The following is a 19778-nucleotide window of genomic DNA, read 5'->3' on the forward strand; positions in this document are numbered from 1 at the left end:
CCGTCTTTACAAAACTCGAGACAGCCAACCGGTTGGAATTGCTGACAATTATTCCTCAGCTTAATTATTCCGCCGCCATCAATCGACGATATTCATCATAGGCATACAGGTCGGTCATTCCGCTGATATAGTCCTGCAGTAAACGCGCGCGGAAATAATATTCCCTAATGGTTTGCTGCTCCGGCGATAAATGCTGCAGCCCTTCTACCGCCTCCACATACGCCAGCCGATGCTTGGTGGACAGCTTGTGGAACAGGCGCGTTTCGATCGGGTAAGCGCGATGACTGTCCTCGCGCACCAGTTGGCTGAAGTCCGCCAGCGGCATCGCCAACAGCGGGCTGTAAATGTCCAGCAGGCCGCTGATCACCCGGTAGCCTTGCAGCTCGAGCTGCTCGACCTCGGGGTGGTTGAACACGTGCTTGAACGCCACATTTTTAAATATTTTCAGCAGCCGATAGGCCGGGCTGGAATCCTCCAGCAGCGCCTGGTTGAAACTGCCCTGATAAACCGCGTCCAGATTGTCGATAAAGCGCTGCGCCGCGTGCGGCACCAGCCGCGCCACGGTAAACACCCGCAGATACATGAAGAACTGATCTTCTGCACTGCGCCGCGCGCCGCCGCGATCGATCTTGCGAAACGCGCTGGCGACGGTCTTGTCGAACAGGTCGCCCGGCGTCACCTCGCCCCACTCCTGAATCAGGTGCTGATACAGCTGCTCGACGGTGAAAATGCTCTTCTCCACCGCGTCTTCCAGATCGGCCACGCAGTAAGAGATATCATCGGCGGCCTCCATAATATAGGTCAGCGGGAAACGATCGAACTCGCCCATGTGCAGCTCTCGCCGCAGCCGATCGACAAAGGCCTCTTCCGCCAGATAGTAACCGGGCTTTTTCATCAGATAGCTGTGGCTGGCGGGAATATCGCCCGCCCAATAAGCCGGGCGGGTGTATTTCAAAATGCAGCCGACCTGAGCGTAGGTCAGGTTGAGCTTCAACAGGCTGTACACCATGCGGATCGCCTGGGCGTTACCCTCGAAGTGGCTGAGATCCTGACGGATCCGGCTGCGCAGCCGGTTCAGATCGCTCTCCCCTTCATGCAGGCGCAGCGCCGCCACCTGGCAGCGATCGTGGCTGCCAGGTTCGCTGCCGCAGCTGGCGGGATCGAGGCGCTGGGCAAACCAGTCGTTGATCGCCGACTCGCCGAAGTGACCGAATGGCGGGTTGCCGATATCGTGCATCAGACAGGCCATTTCCACGATGCTTTCAAACGGATCGAGCAGCCGAGCCAGGCCGAGTTCATCGATCTTCCCTGCCTGTTTGAAGCGGTTGAGGATCTCTTTGGCGATGTGGCGCCCGACCTGCTGCACCTCCATCGAGTGCGTCAGGCGGCTGCGTACCGCCGCGTTGCGCTCGAGCGGAAACACCTGGGTTTTTTGCTGCAGACGGCGAATGGCGGCCGAGTTGACGATGCGACCGCGATCGCTCTCGAACTGCCGCACGATGTCGTACTCTTCCTCAGCCTCGATCGGTTTGCTGAAAGGCCGTTGGAAACTGATTTTTTGCTTGAAGTCGATCCCGGACATCTGTTCCTCCGCCGTTGCGCCCTGCCCCGTGATAACAATTCCCGGCGGCGGATGCAACGCATTATCTCTCACACACAGCCATGATAGACTATGCCGCAATTCTCACGGCCAATCAGCGAGTGTTATTTATGAAAGTAGGCATCATCGGCGCAATGGAGCAGGAAGTCACCCTGCTGCGCGATCAAATCGAAAACCGTCAAACCATCCAACGTGCGGGCTGCGAAATCTACACCGGCCAGATCGGCGGCGTTGAAGTGGCCCTGCTGAAATCCGGCATCGGCAAAGTCTCTGCCGCCATGGGCACCACCTTGCTGCTGGAACACTGCAGCCCGGACGTGGTGATCAACACCGGCTCCGCCGGCGGCCTGGCCAGCACGCTGCGCGTGGGGGATATCGTGGTATCGGAAGAAGTGCGCTACCACGACGCCGACGTTACCGCTTTCGGTTACGAGCCGGGCCAGATGGCCGGCTGCCCGGCGGCGTTCGTCGCCGACGACGCGCTGATCGCACTGGCGGAAAGCTGCATCAAACAGCTGGATCTGCACGCGGTGCGCGGCCTGATTTGCAGCGGTGACGCCTTCATCAACGGCGCCGAGCCGCTGGCGCGCATTCGCGCTACCTTCCCGCGCGTCGCCGCGGTGGAAATGGAAGCCGCAGCGATCGCCCACGTCTGCCATCTGTTCGGCACGCCGTTCGTGGTGGTGCGCGCCATTTCCGACGTCGCCGACAGCGAGTCGCACATGAGCTTTGACGAGTTCCTGGTGGTGGCGGCCAAACAGTCTACGCTGATGGTCAACGCCATGCTGCAAACCCTGGCCAAGCGCGGTTGTTGATGTGAGGCTGCGCTTCACCTCGGCGTTCTGGCTGCTGGCGCTCTGGCTGGCCATGCCGGCCGGCGCCGCCCAGCGGGTGATCAGCCTGGCGCCCAACGCCACCGAACTCGCCTATGCCGCCGGCATGGGCGATGTCTTGGTGGCGGCGAGCGCCTATTCCGATTATCCGCCACAGGCCGCCAGGCTGGAGCAGGTGGCCTCCTGGCAGGGCATCAATCTGGAACGGGTGCTGGCGCTGAAGCCGGACCTGATCCTCGCCTGGCGCGGCGGCAATCCGCAGCGCGTGCTCGATCAGCTCGCCGCGTTCGGCATCCCGATCTTCTATGCGGACGCCGACAATCTCGAAGGGCTCTCCGGCCTGTTGGACAAGCTGGCGCGCTACAGTCCGCACCCGGACCAGGCGCATCAGGCGGCGGACGCCCTTCGCCGCCAGTTCACCGCTCTCAAGCAACAGTACGCTGCCAACCCGCCGCGGCGGGTGCTGCTACAGTTCGGCACCCAGCCGCTGTTCACCAGCTCCGGCGCCACACTGCAGAGCCAGGTGCTGGCGCTGTGCGGCGCGCAGAACGTCTTCGCCGACAGCCGCACCCCTTGGCCGCAGATCAGCCGCGAGCAGGTGCTGGCGCGTCAACCGCAGGCCATCGTCATCACCGGCGGCGCAAAAGAGGCCGCCAATGTGAAGGCCTTCTGGGCGCCGCAGCTGCAGGTGCCGGTGATCGCGCTGAACGAAGACTGGTTCAATCGCGGCGGGCCGCGCATCCTGTTGGCAGCGCAGCAGCTGTGCCGCCAGTTGGCGGAGATCCGCTGATGTTGGTGTTCTGGCTGGATATTCTCGGCACCGCGGTGTTCGCCGTCTCCGGCGTACTGCTGGCCGGCAAGCTGCGCATGGATCCGTTCGGCGTGCTGGTATTGGGCGTGGTCACCGCGGTCGGCGGCGGCACCATCCGCGATATGGCACTGGCCAACGGCCCGGTATTCTGGGTCAAGGATCCCACCGACCTGGTGGTGGCGATGATCACCTGCGTCTTGACGCTGCTGCTGGTACGCCAGCCGCGCCGCCTGCCGAAGTGGGTGCTGCCGGTGCTGGACGCCGTCGGGCTGGCGGTGTTCGTCGGCATCGGCGTCAACAAGGCCTTCGCGGCCGGCACCGGCCCGCTGGTGGCGATCTGCATGGGGGTGATCACCGGCGTCGGCGGCGGCATTATCCGCGACGTGCTGGCGCGCGAGATCCCGATGATCCTGCGCACCGAAATTTACGCCACCGCCTGCATCATCGGCGGCATCGTGCACGCCACGGCGTTTTATACCTTCGGTATGCCGCTGCAGCAGGCCATGATGCTGGGCATGCTCATCACCCTGGCCATTCGGCTGGCGGCCATTCGTTGGCATCTCAAACTGCCCGCCTTTATCCTCGAACGCTGAGCCGTCGTCCTTCGGGACGGCGGCCTGGTGATTTATTAGACTAAAAACGGGTTTGGTGGTATTATTTTCGCCCGAAAAATAGCGTAGTGACGATGTAAAATTCTGTAACCCTCAGGTTAATGCTTTCCCCGCGCTGTTAAAACTTTTTAACTTTTTGCCGATAAGTCATCACAAGATTGCTTACGGATGGCTATTCCCGCAATGATGAAAAAACTTCTGCTTGCCTGCTGTGGCGCCCTGCTGAGTGGCGCCGTCTATGCCGATGCCGTCAGCGGCCAGATCGGCGTTACCCTGACCATTGAACCGCAATGCGCCGTGCGCCTCGAAGCCGCTGCGCCACAGGCCGAATGCAGCCATGCGGCGGCGCAGCCCAAGGTCATCCGCACCCCACCGACGCAGGAGAACGACGCGGAAGTGATTCTGGTGGAATGGTAGACATAAAAAAACCCGCCGGCCGGCAGGCGAGCGGGTTGATATTCTGACAGGCGAACTCAGATGCTGAACGAAGAACCGCAACCGCAGGTGGTTTTGGCATTCGGGTTGGTCACCACGAAGCGCGACCCTTCCAGCCCTTCGGTGTAGTCCACCGAACCGCCCACCAGATACTGCAGGCTCATCGGATCGACCACCAGCGCTACGCCCTGCTTCTCGATGGTCATATCGCCATCGTTGACCTTGTCGTCAAAAGTGAAGCCGTACTGGAATCCGCTGCAGCCGCCACCGGTAATGTAAACCCGCAACTTCAGGTTCGGGTTTTCTTCGTCAGCAATCAGGAACTTCACCTTGTTTGCTGCTGCCTCGGTAAATTGCAGGGGCAGTGCCGTTTCATCACTCATAGTCTTTACTCCCAACATTGTTCAGCATCAGATCGCTACTATGGCCGCCTGATTAATATTAACGATTATCCGATACCTGAGTGTTGCGTTCAAGTATTCACCGCATTTGTTGTATTTTCCTTACCTGTTTTCTCCGCCGCTTCTCGCGCCAGCTGCGCCTCCTGTTTTTGCAACGTGCGGGCCAGGATCGACGAATACAGCGGCTTGCCGCCGAGCAGTTGCGCCACCACCGTGGCGCCGAGGCAGGTGATGATCATCGGTAAAATCAGCTGGTAGTTGTCGGTCATTTCCAGCACCAACACGATGCCGGTCAGCGGGGCGCGCACCGTCGCGGCGAACAATGCCCCCATGCCGGCGATGGCGAAGGTGCCCGCCTCGATGCCGTATTGCGGGAACAGGTGCGCCCCCGCCAGCCCGAAGGCGGTGCCGAACAGCGTGCCCAACGCCAGCATCGGCGCGAAGATGCCGCCCGGCGCGCCGGAACCGAAGCACAGCAGTGTGGTGAAGATACGGGTAATAAAGATAAACATCAGCATGCCGACGCTGTAATTGCCCGCCGCGGCGATCGGGATCAGCCCAAAGCCGCCGCCCGCCGCCTCCGGCTGAATCAGCCCCAGAATGCCGCACACGCCGCCGAGTAGCCCGCCCATCAGCAAGACATTGCGCATTCTGCCGCCGTGCAGGCGCGCAAACATGTCCTGGGTGCGGAAGATCAACGCGTTGAACCCCACGCCCACCGCGCCGAAGATCGCCCCCAGCACCAGATAGAGCCACAGGGTATTGATGGGCGCCGAAGAAAGCTTGCCGACTTCGATCACCGATCCCTGGCCGTTAAACAGCTGGAACACCACGCTCGACATGATAACGCCGATGAATACCGCTTTAATCGAGATCAGGTTGTAGCGAAACTGCGGCCGCATCTCTTCGATGATGAACAGAATGCCGGCCAGCGGCGCGTTGAACGCGGCGGACAAGCCGGCGGCGGCCCCGGTCGCCAGCAGCGAATGGCGCGCCTCGGCGCCGCGAATGCGCAGCACGTCCAATACCATGCGCCCGACGTTGCCGCCCATCTGCACCGTGGGCCCTTCGCGCCCCAGCACCATGCCCGCCCCCAGCGTGCCCATGCCGCCTATGAATTTCACCGGGATCACGCGCCACCAGCGCACCGGCCGCAGCTCCTCCAGCGCACCTTCGATCTCCGGAATGCCCGAGCCGCCCGCTTCCGGCGCAAAGCGGCGCACCAGGTAATAACCCAGCGCCGCCAGCGCGGCGGACAGGATAAACGCCAGCGGCCACACCAGGATCCAGGAGTCGGCGACCTGCGCCAGTGAAGCCAGCCGCTGCTGCTGCACCCACTCCACCGCTTTATCGAAGGCCACGCCGAGCAAGCCGGCCAGCGTTCCCACCAGCGCGGCCATCAACAGGATCGCCACCGGCGTTTTATCGCGGCGGATAAACTGGCGCACCGCATCGCTGCGGCTAAGACGCGGGCTCAATGCCCCTGCAGGCTGTGATTGTGATTCAGTCATCGCGAGTGATTCGTTAGGTAATTTGTAATACAAATAGGCAAGGCGGTTATTCTACCCCAACCCGGCGGCGGGCGCTGCCGTTAATGGTATCTGACTGTGATCGTTTCATAACGCGGCGCTCTCCTCTAGAATAGCGCGGTCAAATCATTCAAAAGAGAATCCAGGAGCCGATTTATGAGCCTACACAGCAAGTCCGAAAGTCTGTACGCCCAGGCGCAACAGTTGATCCCCGGCGGGGTGAACTCTCCGGTGCGTGCATTCACCGGCGTGGGCGGTGTGCCGCTGTTTATCGAGCGGGCAGACGGGGCTTACCTGTTCGATGCCGACGGCAAGGCCTATATCGACTATGTCGGTTCCTGGGGGCCGATGGTGTTGGGGCACAACCACCCGGCGATCCGCGACGCGGTAATCGAAGCGGCACAGCGCGGCCTGAGCTTTGGCGCGCCGACCGAGATGGAAGTCAAAATGGCGCAGTTGGTCACCGAACTGGTGCCGACCATGGATATGGTGCGCATGGTGAACTCGGGCACCGAAGCCACCATGAGCGCCATTCGTCTGGCGCGCGGCTACACCAACCGGGATAAAATCATCAAGTTCGAAGGCTGCTACCACGGCCACGCCGATTGCCTGCTGGTGAAAGCCGGTTCCGGCGCACTAACCCTCGGCCAGCCGAACTCACCGGGCGTGCCGGCCGATTTCGCCAAGCACACCCTGACCTGCACCTATAACGATCTGGACTCGGTGCGCGCTGCCTTCGAGCAATACCCATCCGAGATCGCCTGCATCATCGTCGAGCCGGTCGCCGGCAACATGAACTGCGTGCCGCCGCTGCCGGAATTCCTGCCGGGCCTGCGCGCCCTGTGCGACAAATACGGCGCGCTGCTGATCATCGACGAAGTGATGACCGGCTTCCGCGTGGCGCTGGCCGGCGCGCAATCCTATTACGGTGTCGAGCCTGATCTGACCTGCCTCGGCAAAATCATCGGCGGCGGCATGCCGGTGGGCGCCTTCGGCGGCCGTCGCGAGGTAATGGACGCGCTGGCGCCGACCGGCCCGGTCTACCAGGCGGGCACCCTGTCCGGCAACCCGATCGCCATGGCGGCGGGCTACGCTTGCCTGACCGAAGTGTCGCAGGTCGGCGTGCACCAGACGCTGACCGAACTGACCGAAATGCTGGCCGCGGGCCTGCTGCACGCGGCGCAGGAAGAGAACATCCCGTTGGTGGTCAACAACGTCGGCGGCATGTTCGGCCTGTTCTTCACCGACGCGCCGGCGGTCACCTGCTACCAGGACGTCATGCAGTGCGACGTGGAGCGCTTCAAGCGCTTCTTCCACCTGATGCTGGAAGAAGGGGTGTATCTGGCGCCGTCCGCCTTCGAAGCGGGCTTTATGTCCGTGGCGCACAGCAAGGAAGACATCCAGCGCACCATCGACGCCGCGCGTCGCTGTTTCGCCAAGCTGTAATCCCGGCCGAATGGCCAAAAAAACGGGCGCCTCGGCGCCCGTTTTGCTTTTCGCAGCGGCTTAAAGCAGCGTGCCGTAAATAGTCAGCAGCGCCACTACCACCACGATGATCATCGTCACCTTGCGCGCCAGCGTCACCGCCGCCCGTGGCGTTTGCACCGGATCCATATGCGGATCGCGCGCCAGCGAGAACTGCGCCAGCCGCGTTAACACCTGATACGACGACGAGTGCAGATCCCCCAACGAAGCGAACCAGGCCGGCAGCGCGCGCTCGCCGTGGCCGAACAGCGCATAGGCAGCCCCGGCTAAACGCACCGGGATCCAGTCTAGCCAGTTCAGCAGGTGATCGATGCCCGACTGCGAACGCTCCAGCGGTGTATTGTGGCGCGCCAACCAGGTTTGATAGGCGCGCAGGAAAGCATAACCCGCCAGCGCTATCGGCCCATAAGGCCCAAACACCACAAACCAGAACAGCGGTGCCAGGTAATAACGGAAGTTGATCCACAGCAGCGCATTTTGCAGCTCGCGCAGGCGCAGCTCTTCGCTGCAGTCCACCGGCAAGCCGTGGATCAACGCCAGCTCTTCCGCCATCTGATCGCTGGCGTGAGTATCCCCCTGCCGCGCCGCTTTCAGATAAGCCCGGTAGTGTTTACGCTTGATGCCGGCGCCGACGCACAGCAGATCGATAACGATCCACAGCAGCAGCGTCACCACGCCGAAGAATAACCCGTGCGACAACCACAGAATGCCCCAGACGATCACCATCCAGGCGGCCGTCATCGCCAGCGTCTGCGCCAGCGAAACCCGATGCAGCCGCTGAAACACCACTTCGAGACGGTGATCCAGCTGCCAGTGTTCACCCAGCTTAAACAGGCGCTCCCAGGCCAAAACCAGCAACAGCGTAAACAGCGTCATTAGCGATTCCTCTCCCTTTTTCTTGTCTCAAGCATAGCGTCGGCGGGCACGCCGCGTTGTTCCAGAGATGCCAGATAGCGATCCCAATCGAACGCCGGCCCGGGATCGGTCTTGCGGCCGGGGGCGATATCGCAATGCCCGGCGATATTTTCCGCCAGCGGCGGGTAATGTTCGGCCAGCAGCGCGGTGACCGCCTGCAGCGCGCGATATTGCGCCTCGGTGTAGGGCAGCCAATCGGTGCCTTCCAGCTCGATGCCGATGGAGAAATCGTTGCACCGATCGCGCCCCTGATACAGGGACACGCCCGCGTGCCAGGCGCGCTGGTCGAAGGGCACATACTGCACGATCGCCCCGTCGCGGCGGATCAGACAGTGCGCCGACACCCGCAGCTGATGGATTTCAGCGAAATAAGGATGCTGCGCGGGATCGAGCGTGCCGGTGAACAGCTGGTCGATATAGGGGCCGCCGAACTCACCGGGCGGCAGGCTGATATTGTGGATGACCAGCAGCGAGGGGAGCTCATCATCCGGGCGACGATCGCAGTGCGGCGAGACCACTCGCGTCGCCCCGACAATCCAGCCATTTTCCAACTGCATCAGACACCTCTCTGCGGTGGTACTTATTCCTGCAACAGAGTAGCATGTTCCCCTACGATCTAACCGTCCATTTCGGAGTTTTCCATGCCGACACGCCGCTACAGTGCCGACAGTCGCCGCACCGAGCTTCTTGAACGAATTGAAAGTGATATTCCCTATGCCGTCGCCCAGGCGCTGCGCGAAGACCTGGGGGGTGAAGTCGACGCCGGGCGCGATATTACCGCGCAATTGTTACCGGCTGACAAGCAGGCCGAAGCCACCGTCATCACCCGCGAAGCCGGCGTGTTCTGCGGCCGCCGTTGGCTGAATGAGGTCTTTATTCAACTGGGCAATCAGGTGCAGGTGGAGTGGCTGGTGGCGGACGGCGATCGTCTGGCACCGAACCAGCCGCTTTGCCGGCTGCGCGGCCCCGCGCGAGTGATGCTGACCGGCGAGCGCACCGCGCTGAACTTCGTGCAGACGCTCTCCGGCGTGGCGACCGAGGTCAGCCGCTATGTGGCCCTGCTGGAAGGCACCCGGACTCGCCTGCTCGATACCCGCAAGACCCTGCCCGGCCTGCGCACCGCGCTGAAATACGCCGTGCTGTGCGGTGGCGGCAGCAACCACCGGCTCGGGCTCTCCGACGCCTTCCTGATCAAGGAAAATCACATCATCGCCTCCGGTTCTATCAAGAACGCGGTGGAAAAAGCCTTCTGGCTGCACGCCGATGTGCCGGTGGAAGTGGAGGTCGAATCGCTCGATGAACTGCAGCAGGCGCTGGATGCCGGCGCCGACATCATCATGCTGGACAACTTCAGCGTCGAGATGATGCGCCAGGCGGTCGCCCAGACCCAGGGGCGCGCCCAGCTGGAAGTGTCCGGCAACGTCACCAGCGAGACGCTGCGCACCTTCGCCGAAACCGGTGTGGATTACATTTCGGTCGGCGCGCTGACCAAGCACATCACCGCACTCGATCTGTCGATGCGCTTCAAGTGATCCCCCTCGCCCCCGGCCGCTGCCGGGGGCGTTACCGTAAAATTGCGAACCTCCTCTCACCGTTTTTTTCACCGCTGCAAACAACATCATTACTGATGGAAGCGCGCCGAGAAACGCGCAAAAGCCCCTCGCCGCGCCCCCAAGCAAGCCGCTACCGTTGCCTTCCACACCCCAATGGAGGAAACAACGTATGGAAACGCAACGCGGCTTTACCCTGATAGAACTGATGGTGGTGATCGCCATCATCGCCATCCTCAGCGCCATCGGCATTCCCGCCTACCAGCGCTACATTCAGAAAGCGGCGATGACCGACATGTTGCAAACCATGGCGCCGTATAAGCTGGCGGTTGAGCTGTGCGTGCTGGATGAAGGCGCCCCCGCCGGCTGCGAAGCCGGCAGCAAAGGCATTCCCACCGGCGGCGCATCGCGTTACGTCAGCGGGGTGAAGGTCGTCAAAGGCGTGATCACGCTGACCGGCGCTCAGACGCTGCAGGGGCTGGCGGTGGCGTTAACCCCCACAGCGAACGCCGAAGGGCTGACCCGCTGGAGCCGGCTGTGCAGCAGCGAAAACGCCACGCTGGTTGAGGTGTGCCAGGAAGTCTTCCGCTTCGATAATGCAGCGGAGTAACGGCGATGAGCGCACAAATCAGCGAGGAGGTTCACGCCCTGTGCCGGCGCTATCAGGCGCTGGCGCTGAACGAAGACCCGACCACCCTGACGGTCGCGCTCAGCGAAGAAGCGCCGCAAGGATTGCTGGCGGCGCTGCGCTTCGCTACCGGCAAACGCATCCACCTGGAACAATGGCCGGCGGCCAGGCTTGAGCTGGCGCTGAACCAACGCCAGGAGCCGCTCCCGGCACCGCTGGCGGCCGAAGAGGACGCCGCCGACATCGCCTACGCCGACGACGGCGATGCGCCGGTAGTACAGTTCATCAACCAGACGCTGCGCCTGGCCATCCAACGCCGCGCTTCGGACATCCACTTCGAACCCTTTCGGCAGCATTTTCGCCTGCGCCTGCGCATCGACGGCGTGCTGCAAACCTTCGCCTCACCGCCGCCGCAGCTGACCGCGCGCCTTATCGCCCGGCTGAAGATCCTCGGCCAGTTGGATATCGCCGAACGCCGGCAGCCTCAGGACGGGCAGCTCAGCCTGACGCTGGACGGTGCGCGCTATGCCATGCGCATCGCCACCCTGCCGACGTTGCATGGCGAGAAGGTGGTGCTGCGCGTTCAACAGGGCGAGCAACAGGATCTGCCGCTGGATCAACTGGGCATGAGTCGGGCGGATCTGGCGCGCTACGCGGCGGCGTTAGCCTGCCCGCAAGGTTTGATCCTGGTGACCGGCCCAACCGGCAGCGGCAAGACGGTAACGCTGTACAGCGGGCTGCGCCAGTTGAACGATGCGCAAAGCAACCTGTGCAGCGTCGAAGATCCGGTCGAGATCACGCTGTTCGGCGTCAATCAGACCCAGATCAACGCCAAAACGGATCTGAGCTTCGCCAGGGTGCTGCGCGCCCTGCTGCGCCAGGATCCGGATGTCATCATGATCGGAGAGATCCGCGATGCGGAAACTGCCGAGATCGCAGTCAAGGCCGCACAAACCGGCCACCTGGTACTGTCGACGCTGCATACCAACTCCACGGCTGAAACCCTGACGCGGCTGATGCATATGGGGATCCCCGGCTACCTGCTCGCCGGCTGCCTGAAGCTGGTCGTCGCGCAGCGGCTGGTACGCAGGCTGTGTCGCCACTGTCGCTACCCACACAGCCAGCCGGCGCATTTTCCCGCCTCGATCTGGCCGGAACCGCTGACCGCCTGGCGCGCCGATGGCTGTGAGCACTGCTTCGGTGGTTACTATGGTCGCATCGGCGTGTATGAGCTGCTGGCCATTACGCCGGAAATACAGGCGGCCTTGCTGGCGAACGCCACCCCTCTTCTGCTGGCGGATATCGCCCGCGAGCAGGGGCAGCTTTCGCTGCTGCAGGCGGGTCTGGCGCTGGCCACCGAAGGCACGACTTCACTGGAAGAACTGTACCGCGTGATCGACGTCGTCCAGCCCGGCGCAATCGCGCCATGAAAGCGCGCCGGCTGTTCCTTTGGCAGGCTCTCGACGCTCAGGGCGCCTTACGCCGTGGCGAACTGATGAGTGATGAAAAACGCCAGGTGAGCCAGTGGCTGATCGAACAAGGCCTGCAACCCTGGCGGATTGGGCACGGCAAACGCGTCCCGCCCGGCCAGTGGCGCGGAGAGCCCTTAATCCACTTCACCCGCCAGCTCGCCACTCTGCTGCAGGCCGGGTTACCGCTGGTCGATGCGCTGCGGCTGCTGGCGGCAGAACATCCCTCGGCAGTCTGGCGTTGCCTGTTGCGCCAGTTGACGGAACAGGTGCGCGAAGGGCAACCGCTTTCCGAAACCCTCGCCGAACAACCGGGGATTTTTCCCCTGATCTATCGCCAGCTGATCGCCATCGGTGAACTGACCGGTAACCTCGATGGCTGCTGCCTGCAGCTGGCGCAACAACAGGAGGCCCAGCTGTTGCTGCGCCGTAAGGTGACCAAAGCGCTGCGTTATCCCCTGTTCATCTGCGCGGTGGCGCTGCTGGTCAGCGTGCTGATGCTGGTGATGGTGCTGCCGGAATTCGCCAAGGTTTATCAGTCGTTCGATGCGCCGCTGCCCTGGTTTACCCTGGGGCTATTGGCGTTGTCTGCGCAGTTGATCGCCACCGGCCCCTATCTGGTGCTGCTGCTGGGCGCGTTGCTGTTCGGCTATTGTCGCTGGCTGCATCCGCGCCCGCCGTGGCGCCGGCGTGAACAGGCGGCCTTGCTGAAGCTGCCGCTGCTCGCCCGGCTGGTGAGCGGCGGCGCACTGAGCCAAGCCTTTCGCATCCTGACCATGACCCAACGCGCAGGGCTGACGCTGGTAGAAGGCTTGAACGCGGCGGCACTGGCGGCAGACCACCTGCTGTACCGGCAGGCGTTGGAACAGGTGCAGCGCCAGATCGCCGAAGGCGAAGCGTTTCATCATGCCCTGGGCCTGCAACCGCTGTTTCCACCGCTGTGTCGGCAGTTGGTGCGAGTGGGCGAGGAGTCCGGTTCGCTGGACGCCTTGTTGGATAAACTGGCGCAGTGGTATGAACGGCAGACCCACGAGTTGGCCGATACGCTGGCGCAAACGCTGGAGCCGCTGCTGATGCTGGTGGTAGGCGGCATTGTCGGCGCTTTGGTGATCGCCATGTACCTGCCTATCTTTCAACTGGGCAGCGTGTTGGGATAAGGGAAAAAGGATAGCGGGCGCCGCGCTGTGCGACGCCCGAATGCAAGGTGCGGTTTATTTGCTGCCGAAGACGCGGTTTTCCTGCTCCGCCACGCGGATGAAGGTGGTGCGCTTGGTCAGCTCTTTCAGGCGCTCGGCGCCGACGTAGGTGCAGGCGGAACGCAGGCCGCCCAAGATATCGCGCACGGTAAACTCCACCTCGCCGCGCAGCGGCAGCTTGACGGTTTTGCCTTCGGCCGCGCGATACTCCGCGACACCGCCGACGTGGCGCTTCATCGCCGACTCGGAGCTCATGCCGTAGAACAGCATGAACTTCTCGCCGTTCTCTTCCACCACGGTGCCTTCGCACTCGTCGTGGCCGGCCAGCATGCCGCCCAGCATCACGAAGTCCGCGCCGCCGCCGAAGGCTTTGGCGACATCGCCCGGCACCGAGCAGCCGCCGTCGCTGACGATTTGGCCGCCCAGCCCATGGGCCGCGTCGGCGCATTCGATCACCGCCGACAGCTGTGGGTAACCCACGCCGGTTTTCACGCGAGTGGTGCATACTGAACCCGGGCCGATGCCGACCTTAACGATGTCGGCGCCGGAAAGGATAAGCTCCTCCACCATCTCGCCGGTCACCACGTTGCCGGCGCAGATTACGTGATTCGGACAGGCTTCGCGCGCTTTTTGCAGGAAGGCGACAAAATGCTCTGAATAGCCGTTGGCCACGTCGATACAGATGAATTTCAGCGCCGGAGACAGCGCCAGGATTTGCTGCATTTTGGCGAAATCGGCTTCGGAGGTGCCAGTGGACACCATCACGTGGCGCAGCACCGATTCCGGCATGCGCTGCACGAAGTCAGCCCATTGCTCGACGCTGTAATGTTTGTGTACGGCAGTGAGAACGTCGAAAGAAGCCAGGGCCTCGGCCATGCGGAAGGTGCCTACCGTGTCCATGTTGGCGGCGATAATCGGCACGCCGGACCAGCTGCAACCTGAATGCTTGAAGGTAAACTGGCGTTCCAGTTCAACTTCTGAACGGCTTTTCAGCGTGGAACGCTTAGGGCGGATCAGCACGTCTTTAAAGCCTAACTTCAAATCTTCTTCAATACGCATGACTCATGATTTCCTGGTTAATGGCGACGGATCGCAAGGAGGATATTCGCACCTCTGCCCGACGGCTTTCCAGTGGCGCGGAAAGACGGCGGCGAGATTAATGCCAGTTCCAGTGACGTTATAATACGCGCTAATAATCGCCGAACAAGACTGCGAATTCGCCTTTATTTACGCTACAATCCGACAAATTTACCTGCATAACCGCAGTGTGATTGTCCGCTCATTTTTGCTGTGCCGCTGCGCTTTTTCTCGCCGCCCTGGCAGGCCCGCCGCCTGTCGACTTGCACTTCTGCGCGATCGCTTTATGATTCGTCTATTATTTTTTTATGAACATCGGATGCACCTAACACCATGGCCTACATTGTTGCGTTGACCGGGGGCATAGGCAGCGGCAAAACGACCGTCGCAAACGCCTTCGCGCGCCACGGCGCAACCATCGTCGATGCCGACGTGATCGCCCGTCAGGTCGTCGAGCCGGGCACCCCTGCTTTGGCCGCGATCGCCGAACGATTTGGTAATGAAATGTTGCTGCCCGACGGCGCATTGAACCGCGCTGCGCTGCGCCAGCGCATTTTCAGCCACCCCGATGACAAAGCCTGGCTGAACCAACTGCTGCATCCGCTGATACACCGCGAAACCCAGCGCCAGCTGGCGCAGTCCGCCAGCCCTTACGCGCTGTGGGTGGTGCCGCTGCTGGTGGAAAACGGCCTGCAGGATCGCGCCGATCGCGTACTGGTGATCGACGTCGATGCCGAAACCCAGTTGGCTCGCACCATCGCGCGCGACGGCGTCAGCCGTGAGCAAGCGCAAAGCATTCTCGCCGCCCAGGCCACGCGCCAGCAGCGCCTCGCCGTGGCGGATGACATTATTGACAACAGCGGCGCCGCTCAGGGGATAGAGCCACGGGTCGCCGCACTGCATCGTCGCTACCTTGAACTGGCGGCAACAGCGCCCCAACAGGATTAAACTGCATGAGTGATGTTTCCCCAACCGTTCTCTTTGAACACCCGCTGAACGAGAAGATGCGCACCTGGCTGCGCATCGAATTTTTGCTGCAACAGCTGCACGGCCAACGTGCCCTGAGTGAAACCGCTATCGCCCTCACCTTTTTCCGTACCGTCTCCGATTTGCTGGACGTACTGGAGCGTGGCGAGGTGCGCACCGAACTGCTCAAGGAGCTGGAACGTCAGCAGCAGAAACTGTTGGCCTGGGCCGATGTGCCGGGCGTGGATATGGCGCTGATCGATCAGCTGCGCGGCCAGCTGAAGTCGCGTTCATCAGCGCTGATGGCGGCGCCTCGCCTCGGTCAGGCGCTGCGTGAAGATCGGCTGATCGCCCTGGTGCGCCAGCGGCTGAACATCCCTGGCGGCTGCTGCAGCTTCGATCTGCCGACCCTGCACATGTGGATGCACGCGCCGCAGCAGGATCGCGACGCCGACGTCGCCGCCTGGCTGCAATCGCTGGAGCCGCTGAATCAAGCGTTGATCATGGTGTTGGATCTGATCCGTCAATCCGGGCCGTTCCGCAATCAAATCAGCCTGAACGGCTTTTTCCAGGACAACGCCGAAGGGGCGGATCTGCTGCGTCTGCGTCTCCATCTGGCGCCGCAGCTTTATCCGCAGATTTCCGGCCACAAGACGCGTTACGCCATCCGTTTCCTGCCGCTCGACAGTGAAAACGGCGTGGTGCCTGAACGCCTGACGTTCGAACTGGCCTGTTGTTGAACCCGTGAAAGAAAGCCTTCTCAGCACTGTCAGAAGGCGTAAGGAACCGTTATGACGACCGTAGTGAAATGCCCAACCTGTGGCACCGGCGTGGTTTGGGGCGATGTCAGCCCGTTCCGGCCGTTTTGCAGCAAGCGCTGCCAGCTGATCGATCTTGGCGAATGGGCCGATGAAGAGAAGCGTATTCCGAGCAACAGCGATCTGTCGGAAAGCGAAGACTGGAGCGAACTCGACGACCGCTAGTCGCCGGTTGAAGGCCTGGCGCCCGCCAGGCCAATCTTGTTATTGCGCGGCGTTCGCCTGTGCCACCAGCAGTTGGATAATACCGGCGTTGGCTTCCGGGAACTCTTCTTCTTGCAGCTCCGCCTGTTTGACCCAGCGCATCGGTTGCCCCTCGCGGCCAAACGGCTCGCCCGCCCAACGCTCAACCAGATAAAAATTCAGCGTCACGATGCGATCGCTGAAGCGATGCTCCACCACCTCCAGCAGTTCGGCGCGCTCGGCTTCGATACCGGTCTCTTCACGCAGCTCACGGCTCAGCGCCTGTTCAGACGTTTCACCCTGTTCGATCTTGCCGCCGGGAAACTCCCAAAAACCGGCCATGTGCGCATTGGCGGCGCGGCGGGTAATAAAGATCTCCTGTTGAGCATTGCGGATAATGCCCACGGCGATATTCAGATGTTTCATCTCACCCTCCTGATGGGTGCCAAAAAACAGGGGCTCAGCAAGCTGAACCCCTGGGTGTTATCGGTTAACCGCAGCCGGCATTACTGCAGGCGGCCGTGGCACTGCTTGAACTTCTTGCCGGAGCCACATGGGCAAGGATCGTTGCGGCCCACTTTACGCTCGGCGATCGCCGGGGCATTCGGATCTTCGGTCACCAGCGCGTTTTCGTCGTGGTGGCTCAGCTGTTGGTGCTGCGCCAGGCGCTCAGCCTCTTCACGACGCTGCTGTTCCAGCGCCTCCACCTCTTCCGGCATCCGCACCTGTACCTTGCTCAGCACGCTGATCACTTCGTATTTCAGCGATTCCAGCATGGTGGCGAACATGTTGAAGGATTCACGCTTGTACTCCTGCTTCGGATCCTTCTGAGCATAGCCACGCAGGTGGATGCCCTGACGCAGGTAGTCCATCGCCGCCAGATGCTCTTTCCACAGGGAGTCCAGCGTCTGCAGCATCACGCCCTTCTCGAAGTTACGCATCATTTCGCTGCCGACCACTTCTTCCTTACGCTGGTACTGCTCTTTGGCGTTCTCCAGAATGCGTTCGCGCAGCGTTTCTTCGTGCAGCTCCGGCTCTTTGTCGAGCCATTGTGCGATCGGCATCTCCAGATCGAAGTCGTTCTTCAGGCGCTCTTCCAGCCCCTGAATGTCCCACTCTTCTTCCAGCGATTGCGGTGTGATGTAGTTGTCGATGGTGCTCTTGAACACGTCCTCGCGGATGCTGGCGATGGTTTCGCTCACATCGGACACGTCCAGCAATTCGTTACGCTGGCTGTAGATGGCGCGACGCTGATCGTTGGCGACGTCGTCGTACTCCAGCAGTTGCTTACGGATGTCGAAGTTGCGGCTCTCCACCTTGCGCTGGGCGTTGGCGATCGCCTTGGTCACCCACGGGTGCTCAATCGCTTCGCCTTCTTTCATACCCAGTTTACGCATCATGCCGGACACGCGATCCGAGGCGAAGATGCGCATCAGGGCATCTTCCATCGACAGGTAGAAGCGGGATGAACCGGCGTCGCCCTGACGACCGGAACGACCGCGCAGCTGGTTATCGATACGGCGCGATTCATGGCGCTCGGTACCGATGATATGCAGGCCGCCCGCCGCCAGCACCGCGTCATGGCGCACTTTCCAGGCGGCTTTGATGGCTTCGATCTGCTCTTCGGTCGGCGCTTCCAGCAGCGCCACTTCGGCCTGCCAGCTGCCGCCCAGCACGATATCGGTACCACGGCCCGCCATGTTGGTGGCGATGGTCACCGCGCCGCTCTGGCCGGCCTGGGCGACGATGTCCGCTTCCATGGCGTGGAATTTGGCGTTCAGCACCTTGTGCTCGATGCCCGCTTTGGTCAGCTCATGGGAAACCACTTCGGATTTCTCGATTGAGATGGTGCCCACCAGCACCGGCTGGCCTTTGGCGGTGCGCTCGCGGATGTCTTCGATGATGGCGCCGATCTTCTCTTTCTCGGTCATGTACACCAGATCCGGCATGTCCTTACGGATCATCGGACGGTTGGTGGGTACCACGATGGTGTCCAGCTTGTAGATCGAGCTGAATTCGAAGGCTTCGGTATCGGCGGTACCGGTCATGCCGGCCAGCTTCTCGTACAGACGGAAGTAGTTCTGGAAGGTGATCGAAGCCAGCGTCTGGTTCTCGTTCTGGATCTCCACGCCTTCTTTGGCTTCCACCGCCTGGTGCAGACCATCGGACCAACGGCGGCCCTGCATGGTACGGCCGGTGTGTTCGTCAACGATGATCACTTCGCCGTCTTTCACGATGTAATCGACGTCGCGGGTGAACAGCACGTGGGCGCGAAGCGCGGCGGTCACGTGGTGCATCAGCATGATGTTGGTCGGTGAGTACAGCGACTCGCCTTCATCCATGATGCCGGCTTCCACCAGCATCTCTTCGATCAGGATCAGGCCGCGTTCGGTCAGGTGTACCTGACGCGCCTTTTCATCCACCGAGAAGTGCCCTTCACCCTTGAAGGTGTCGGAGTCTTCTTTTTCCTGGCGGATCAGTTTAGGGATCAGCTTGTTGACCTTGATGTACATCTCGGAGCTGTCTTCGGCCGGGCCGGAGATGATCAGCGGCGTACGCGCTTCATCGATCAGGATGGAGTCCACCTCATCCACCAGCGCATAGTGCAGTTTGCGCTGCACGCGCTCTTCCGGGCTGAACGCCATGTTGTCGCGCAGGTAGTCGAAGCCGTATTCGTTGTTGGTGCCGTAGGTGATGTCGGCGGCGTAAGCTTCGCGCTTGGCCGGCGCCGGCATGCCCGGCAGGTTGATGCCGATGCTCAGGCCGAGGAACTCGAACAGCGGACGGTTGTTTTCGGCGTCGCGCTGCGCCAGGTAGTCGTTGACGGTCACGACGTGCACGCCGCGGCCGCTCAGGGCGTTCAGATAAGCCGGCAGCGTCGCGGTCAGGGTTTTACCTTCACCGGTGCGCATCTCGGCGATGCAGCGGTCGTTCAGCACCATGCCGCCCAGCAGCTGCACGTCGAAGTGGCGCATGCCGAACACGCGCTTGCTCGCCTCACGCACCACGGCGAAGGCTTCGGGGATCAGGCTTTCCAGCGACTCGCCCTTTTCCAGGCGCGCGCGGAACTCGTTGGTTTTCGCTTTCAGCTCGTCATCGGACAGTTTTTCCATGTCCGGTTCCATGCGGTTGATCTGCTCAACCACTTTGCGCATGCGGCGCAGGGTACGATCGTTACGGCTACCAAAAACTTTGGTTAATAATTTCACTAACATGATGTTTGATATCTCTGTCATGACGGCCGAATACGGCAGTCAACTTGCTATTATTT

The 19778-nt window shown here is 61.7% G+C and carries 20 protein-coding genes and 1 pseudogene; 12 read left to right on the plus strand and 9 right to left on the minus strand.

All coding sequences use genetic code 11. The annotated features are described in order from the left end of the window. Positions 1 to 64 precede the first annotated feature (64 nt). A complete protein-coding gene (gene dgt / locus AAIE04_RS16065; RefSeq protein ID WP_498577335.1) occupies positions 65 to 1582 on the minus strand; it encodes a dGTPase in 1518 nt (505 codons plus the stop codon). 128 nt (positions 1583 to 1710) lie between these two features. On the opposite strand from dgt, the gene mtnN reads away from it, so the two are divergent. From mtnN to AAIE04_RS16085, 4 genes are all read left to right on the plus strand, one after another. Further along, positions 1711 to 2415 (plus strand): 5'-methylthioadenosine/S-adenosylhomocysteine nucleosidase, encoded by a 705-nt coding sequence (mtnN, locus tag AAIE04_RS16070; protein ID WP_498577336.1) that lies wholly within the window; start codon positions 1711 to 1713, stop codon positions 2413 to 2415. 52 nt (positions 2416 to 2467) lie between these two features. Beyond that, positions 2468 to 3223 carry a vitamin B12 ABC transporter substrate-binding protein BtuF gene (gene btuF, locus AAIE04_RS16075; protein WP_232807479.1) on the plus strand — a complete coding sequence of 252 codons (756 nt, stop codon included), beginning with the start codon at positions 2468 to 2470 and terminating at the stop codon, positions 3221 to 3223. After that, positions 3223 to 3837, plus strand: a complete 615-nt coding sequence (locus tag AAIE04_RS16080) for a TRIC cation channel family protein (protein ID WP_019455092.1) — start codon at positions 3223 to 3225, stop codon at positions 3835 to 3837. The genes btuF and AAIE04_RS16080 overlap by 1 nt, the downstream gene beginning before the upstream one ends. Positions 3838 to 4038: 201 nt before the next feature. Next, positions 4039 to 4272 (plus strand): hypothetical protein, encoded by a 234-nt coding sequence (locus AAIE04_RS16085; RefSeq protein WP_498577337.1) that lies wholly within the window; start codon positions 4039 to 4041, stop codon positions 4270 to 4272. Positions 4273 to 4328: 56 nt separating this feature from the next. Here AAIE04_RS16085 and erpA read toward each other — a convergent pair whose 3' ends face one another. Continuing rightward, on the minus strand, positions 4329 to 4673 hold the full coding sequence (erpA, locus tag AAIE04_RS16090) for an iron-sulfur cluster insertion protein ErpA (RefSeq protein ID WP_019455090.1): 345 nt from the start codon (positions 4671 to 4673) through the stop codon (positions 4329 to 4331). Positions 4674 to 4762: 89 nt separating this feature from the next. Beyond that, positions 4763 to 6202, minus strand: coding sequence for a H(+)/Cl(-) exchange transporter ClcA (clcA, locus tag AAIE04_RS16095; RefSeq protein WP_025159646.1), 1440 nt, complete (start codon positions 6200 to 6202; stop codon positions 4763 to 4765). 174 nt (positions 6203 to 6376) lie between these two features. Between clcA and hemL the strand changes: the two genes are divergently transcribed. Beyond that, positions 6377 to 7666 (plus strand): glutamate-1-semialdehyde 2,1-aminomutase, encoded by a 1290-nt coding sequence (gene hemL, locus AAIE04_RS16100; RefSeq protein ID WP_015376661.1) that lies wholly within the window; start codon positions 6377 to 6379, stop codon positions 7664 to 7666. 60 nt (positions 7667 to 7726) lie between these two features. Here hemL and ampE read toward each other — a convergent pair whose 3' ends face one another. Both ampE and ampD read right to left on the minus strand, forming a co-directional pair. Further along, positions 7727 to 8581 (minus strand): beta-lactamase regulator AmpE, encoded by an 855-nt coding sequence (gene ampE / locus AAIE04_RS16105; RefSeq protein ID WP_063918164.1) that lies wholly within the window; start codon positions 8579 to 8581, stop codon positions 7727 to 7729. Further along, positions 8581 to 9177, minus strand: coding sequence for a 1,6-anhydro-N-acetylmuramyl-L-alanine amidase AmpD (gene ampD, locus AAIE04_RS16110; RefSeq protein WP_498577338.1), 597 nt, complete (start codon positions 9175 to 9177; stop codon positions 8581 to 8583). The genes ampE and ampD overlap by 1 nt, the downstream gene beginning before the upstream one ends. An 84-nt stretch (positions 9178 to 9261) precedes the next feature. Here ampD and nadC point away from each other — a divergent pair, with 84 nt between their 5' ends. The 4 genes from nadC (at position 9262) to hofC (ending at position 13424) form a co-directional block, all read left to right on the plus strand. Continuing rightward, complete coding sequence (gene nadC / locus AAIE04_RS16115) at positions 9262 to 10152, plus strand: carboxylating nicotinate-nucleotide diphosphorylase (protein ID WP_330113277.1); 891 nt, start codon at positions 9262 to 9264, stop codon at positions 10150 to 10152. 190 nt (positions 10153 to 10342) lie between these two features. Further along, on the plus strand, positions 10343 to 10780 hold the full coding sequence (gene ppdD / locus AAIE04_RS16120; protein ID WP_154747104.1) for a prepilin peptidase-dependent pilin: 438 nt from the start codon (positions 10343 to 10345) through the stop codon (positions 10778 to 10780). Between the two features lie 5 nt (positions 10781 to 10785). Beyond that, positions 10786 to 12228: a type II secretion system protein GspE gene (gspE, locus tag AAIE04_RS16125; protein WP_498577339.1), complete on the plus strand. Its 1443-nt coding sequence runs from the start codon at positions 10786 to 10788 to the stop codon at positions 12226 to 12228. Next, positions 12225 to 13424, plus strand: coding sequence for a protein transport protein HofC (gene hofC, locus AAIE04_RS16130; protein ID WP_498577340.1), 1200 nt, complete (start codon positions 12225 to 12227; stop codon positions 13422 to 13424). The genes gspE and hofC overlap by 4 nt, the downstream gene beginning before the upstream one ends. A gap of 54 nt (positions 13425 to 13478) precedes the next feature. Here the strand turns inward: hofC and AAIE04_RS16135 are convergent, their stop codons facing one another. Continuing rightward, on the minus strand, positions 13479 to 14522 hold the full coding sequence (locus AAIE04_RS16135) for a GMP reductase (RefSeq protein ID WP_015376656.1): 1044 nt from the start codon (positions 14520 to 14522) through the stop codon (positions 13479 to 13481). 351 nt (positions 14523 to 14873) lie between these two features. Between AAIE04_RS16135 and coaE the strand changes: the two genes are divergently transcribed. Next, complete coding sequence (gene coaE / locus AAIE04_RS16140) at positions 14874 to 15488, plus strand: dephospho-CoA kinase (RefSeq protein WP_498057225.1); 615 nt, start codon at positions 14874 to 14876, stop codon at positions 15486 to 15488. Here coaE and AAIE04_RS16145 read toward each other — a convergent pair. Next, positions 15388 to 15618, minus strand: coding sequence for a hypothetical protein (locus AAIE04_RS16145; RefSeq protein WP_227414610.1), 231 nt, complete (start codon positions 15616 to 15618; stop codon positions 15388 to 15390). The two genes, coaE and AAIE04_RS16145, sit on opposite strands and share 101 nt — an antisense overlap. On the opposite strand from AAIE04_RS16145, the pseudogene zapD reads away from it, so the two are divergent. Further along, positions 15506 to 16246 (plus strand): annotated as a pseudogene (zapD, locus tag AAIE04_RS16150) (cell division protein ZapD); the annotation flags it as partial. The gene AAIE04_RS16145 and the pseudogene zapD sit on opposite strands and share 113 nt — an antisense overlap. Positions 16247 to 16297: 51 nt before the next feature. Further along, on the plus strand, positions 16298 to 16489 hold the full coding sequence (gene yacG, locus AAIE04_RS16155; RefSeq protein WP_019455080.1) for a DNA gyrase inhibitor YacG: 192 nt from the start codon (positions 16298 to 16300) through the stop codon (positions 16487 to 16489). Between the two features lie 39 nt (positions 16490 to 16528). Here the strand turns inward: yacG and mutT are convergent, their stop codons facing one another. Together mutT and secA are read right to left on the minus strand one after the other, a co-directional pair. Then, complete coding sequence (gene mutT, locus AAIE04_RS16160) at positions 16529 to 16933, minus strand: 8-oxo-dGTP diphosphatase MutT (RefSeq protein ID WP_498577341.1); 405 nt, start codon at positions 16931 to 16933, stop codon at positions 16529 to 16531. 80 nt (positions 16934 to 17013) lie between these two features. Beyond that, a complete protein-coding gene (secA, locus tag AAIE04_RS16165) occupies positions 17014 to 19722 on the minus strand; it encodes a preprotein translocase subunit SecA (protein WP_025159645.1) in 2709 nt (902 codons plus the stop codon). Between the last annotated feature and the right edge of the window lie 56 nt (positions 19723 to 19778).

Source organism: Serratia sp. Ae19-1 (assembly GCF_059801225.1).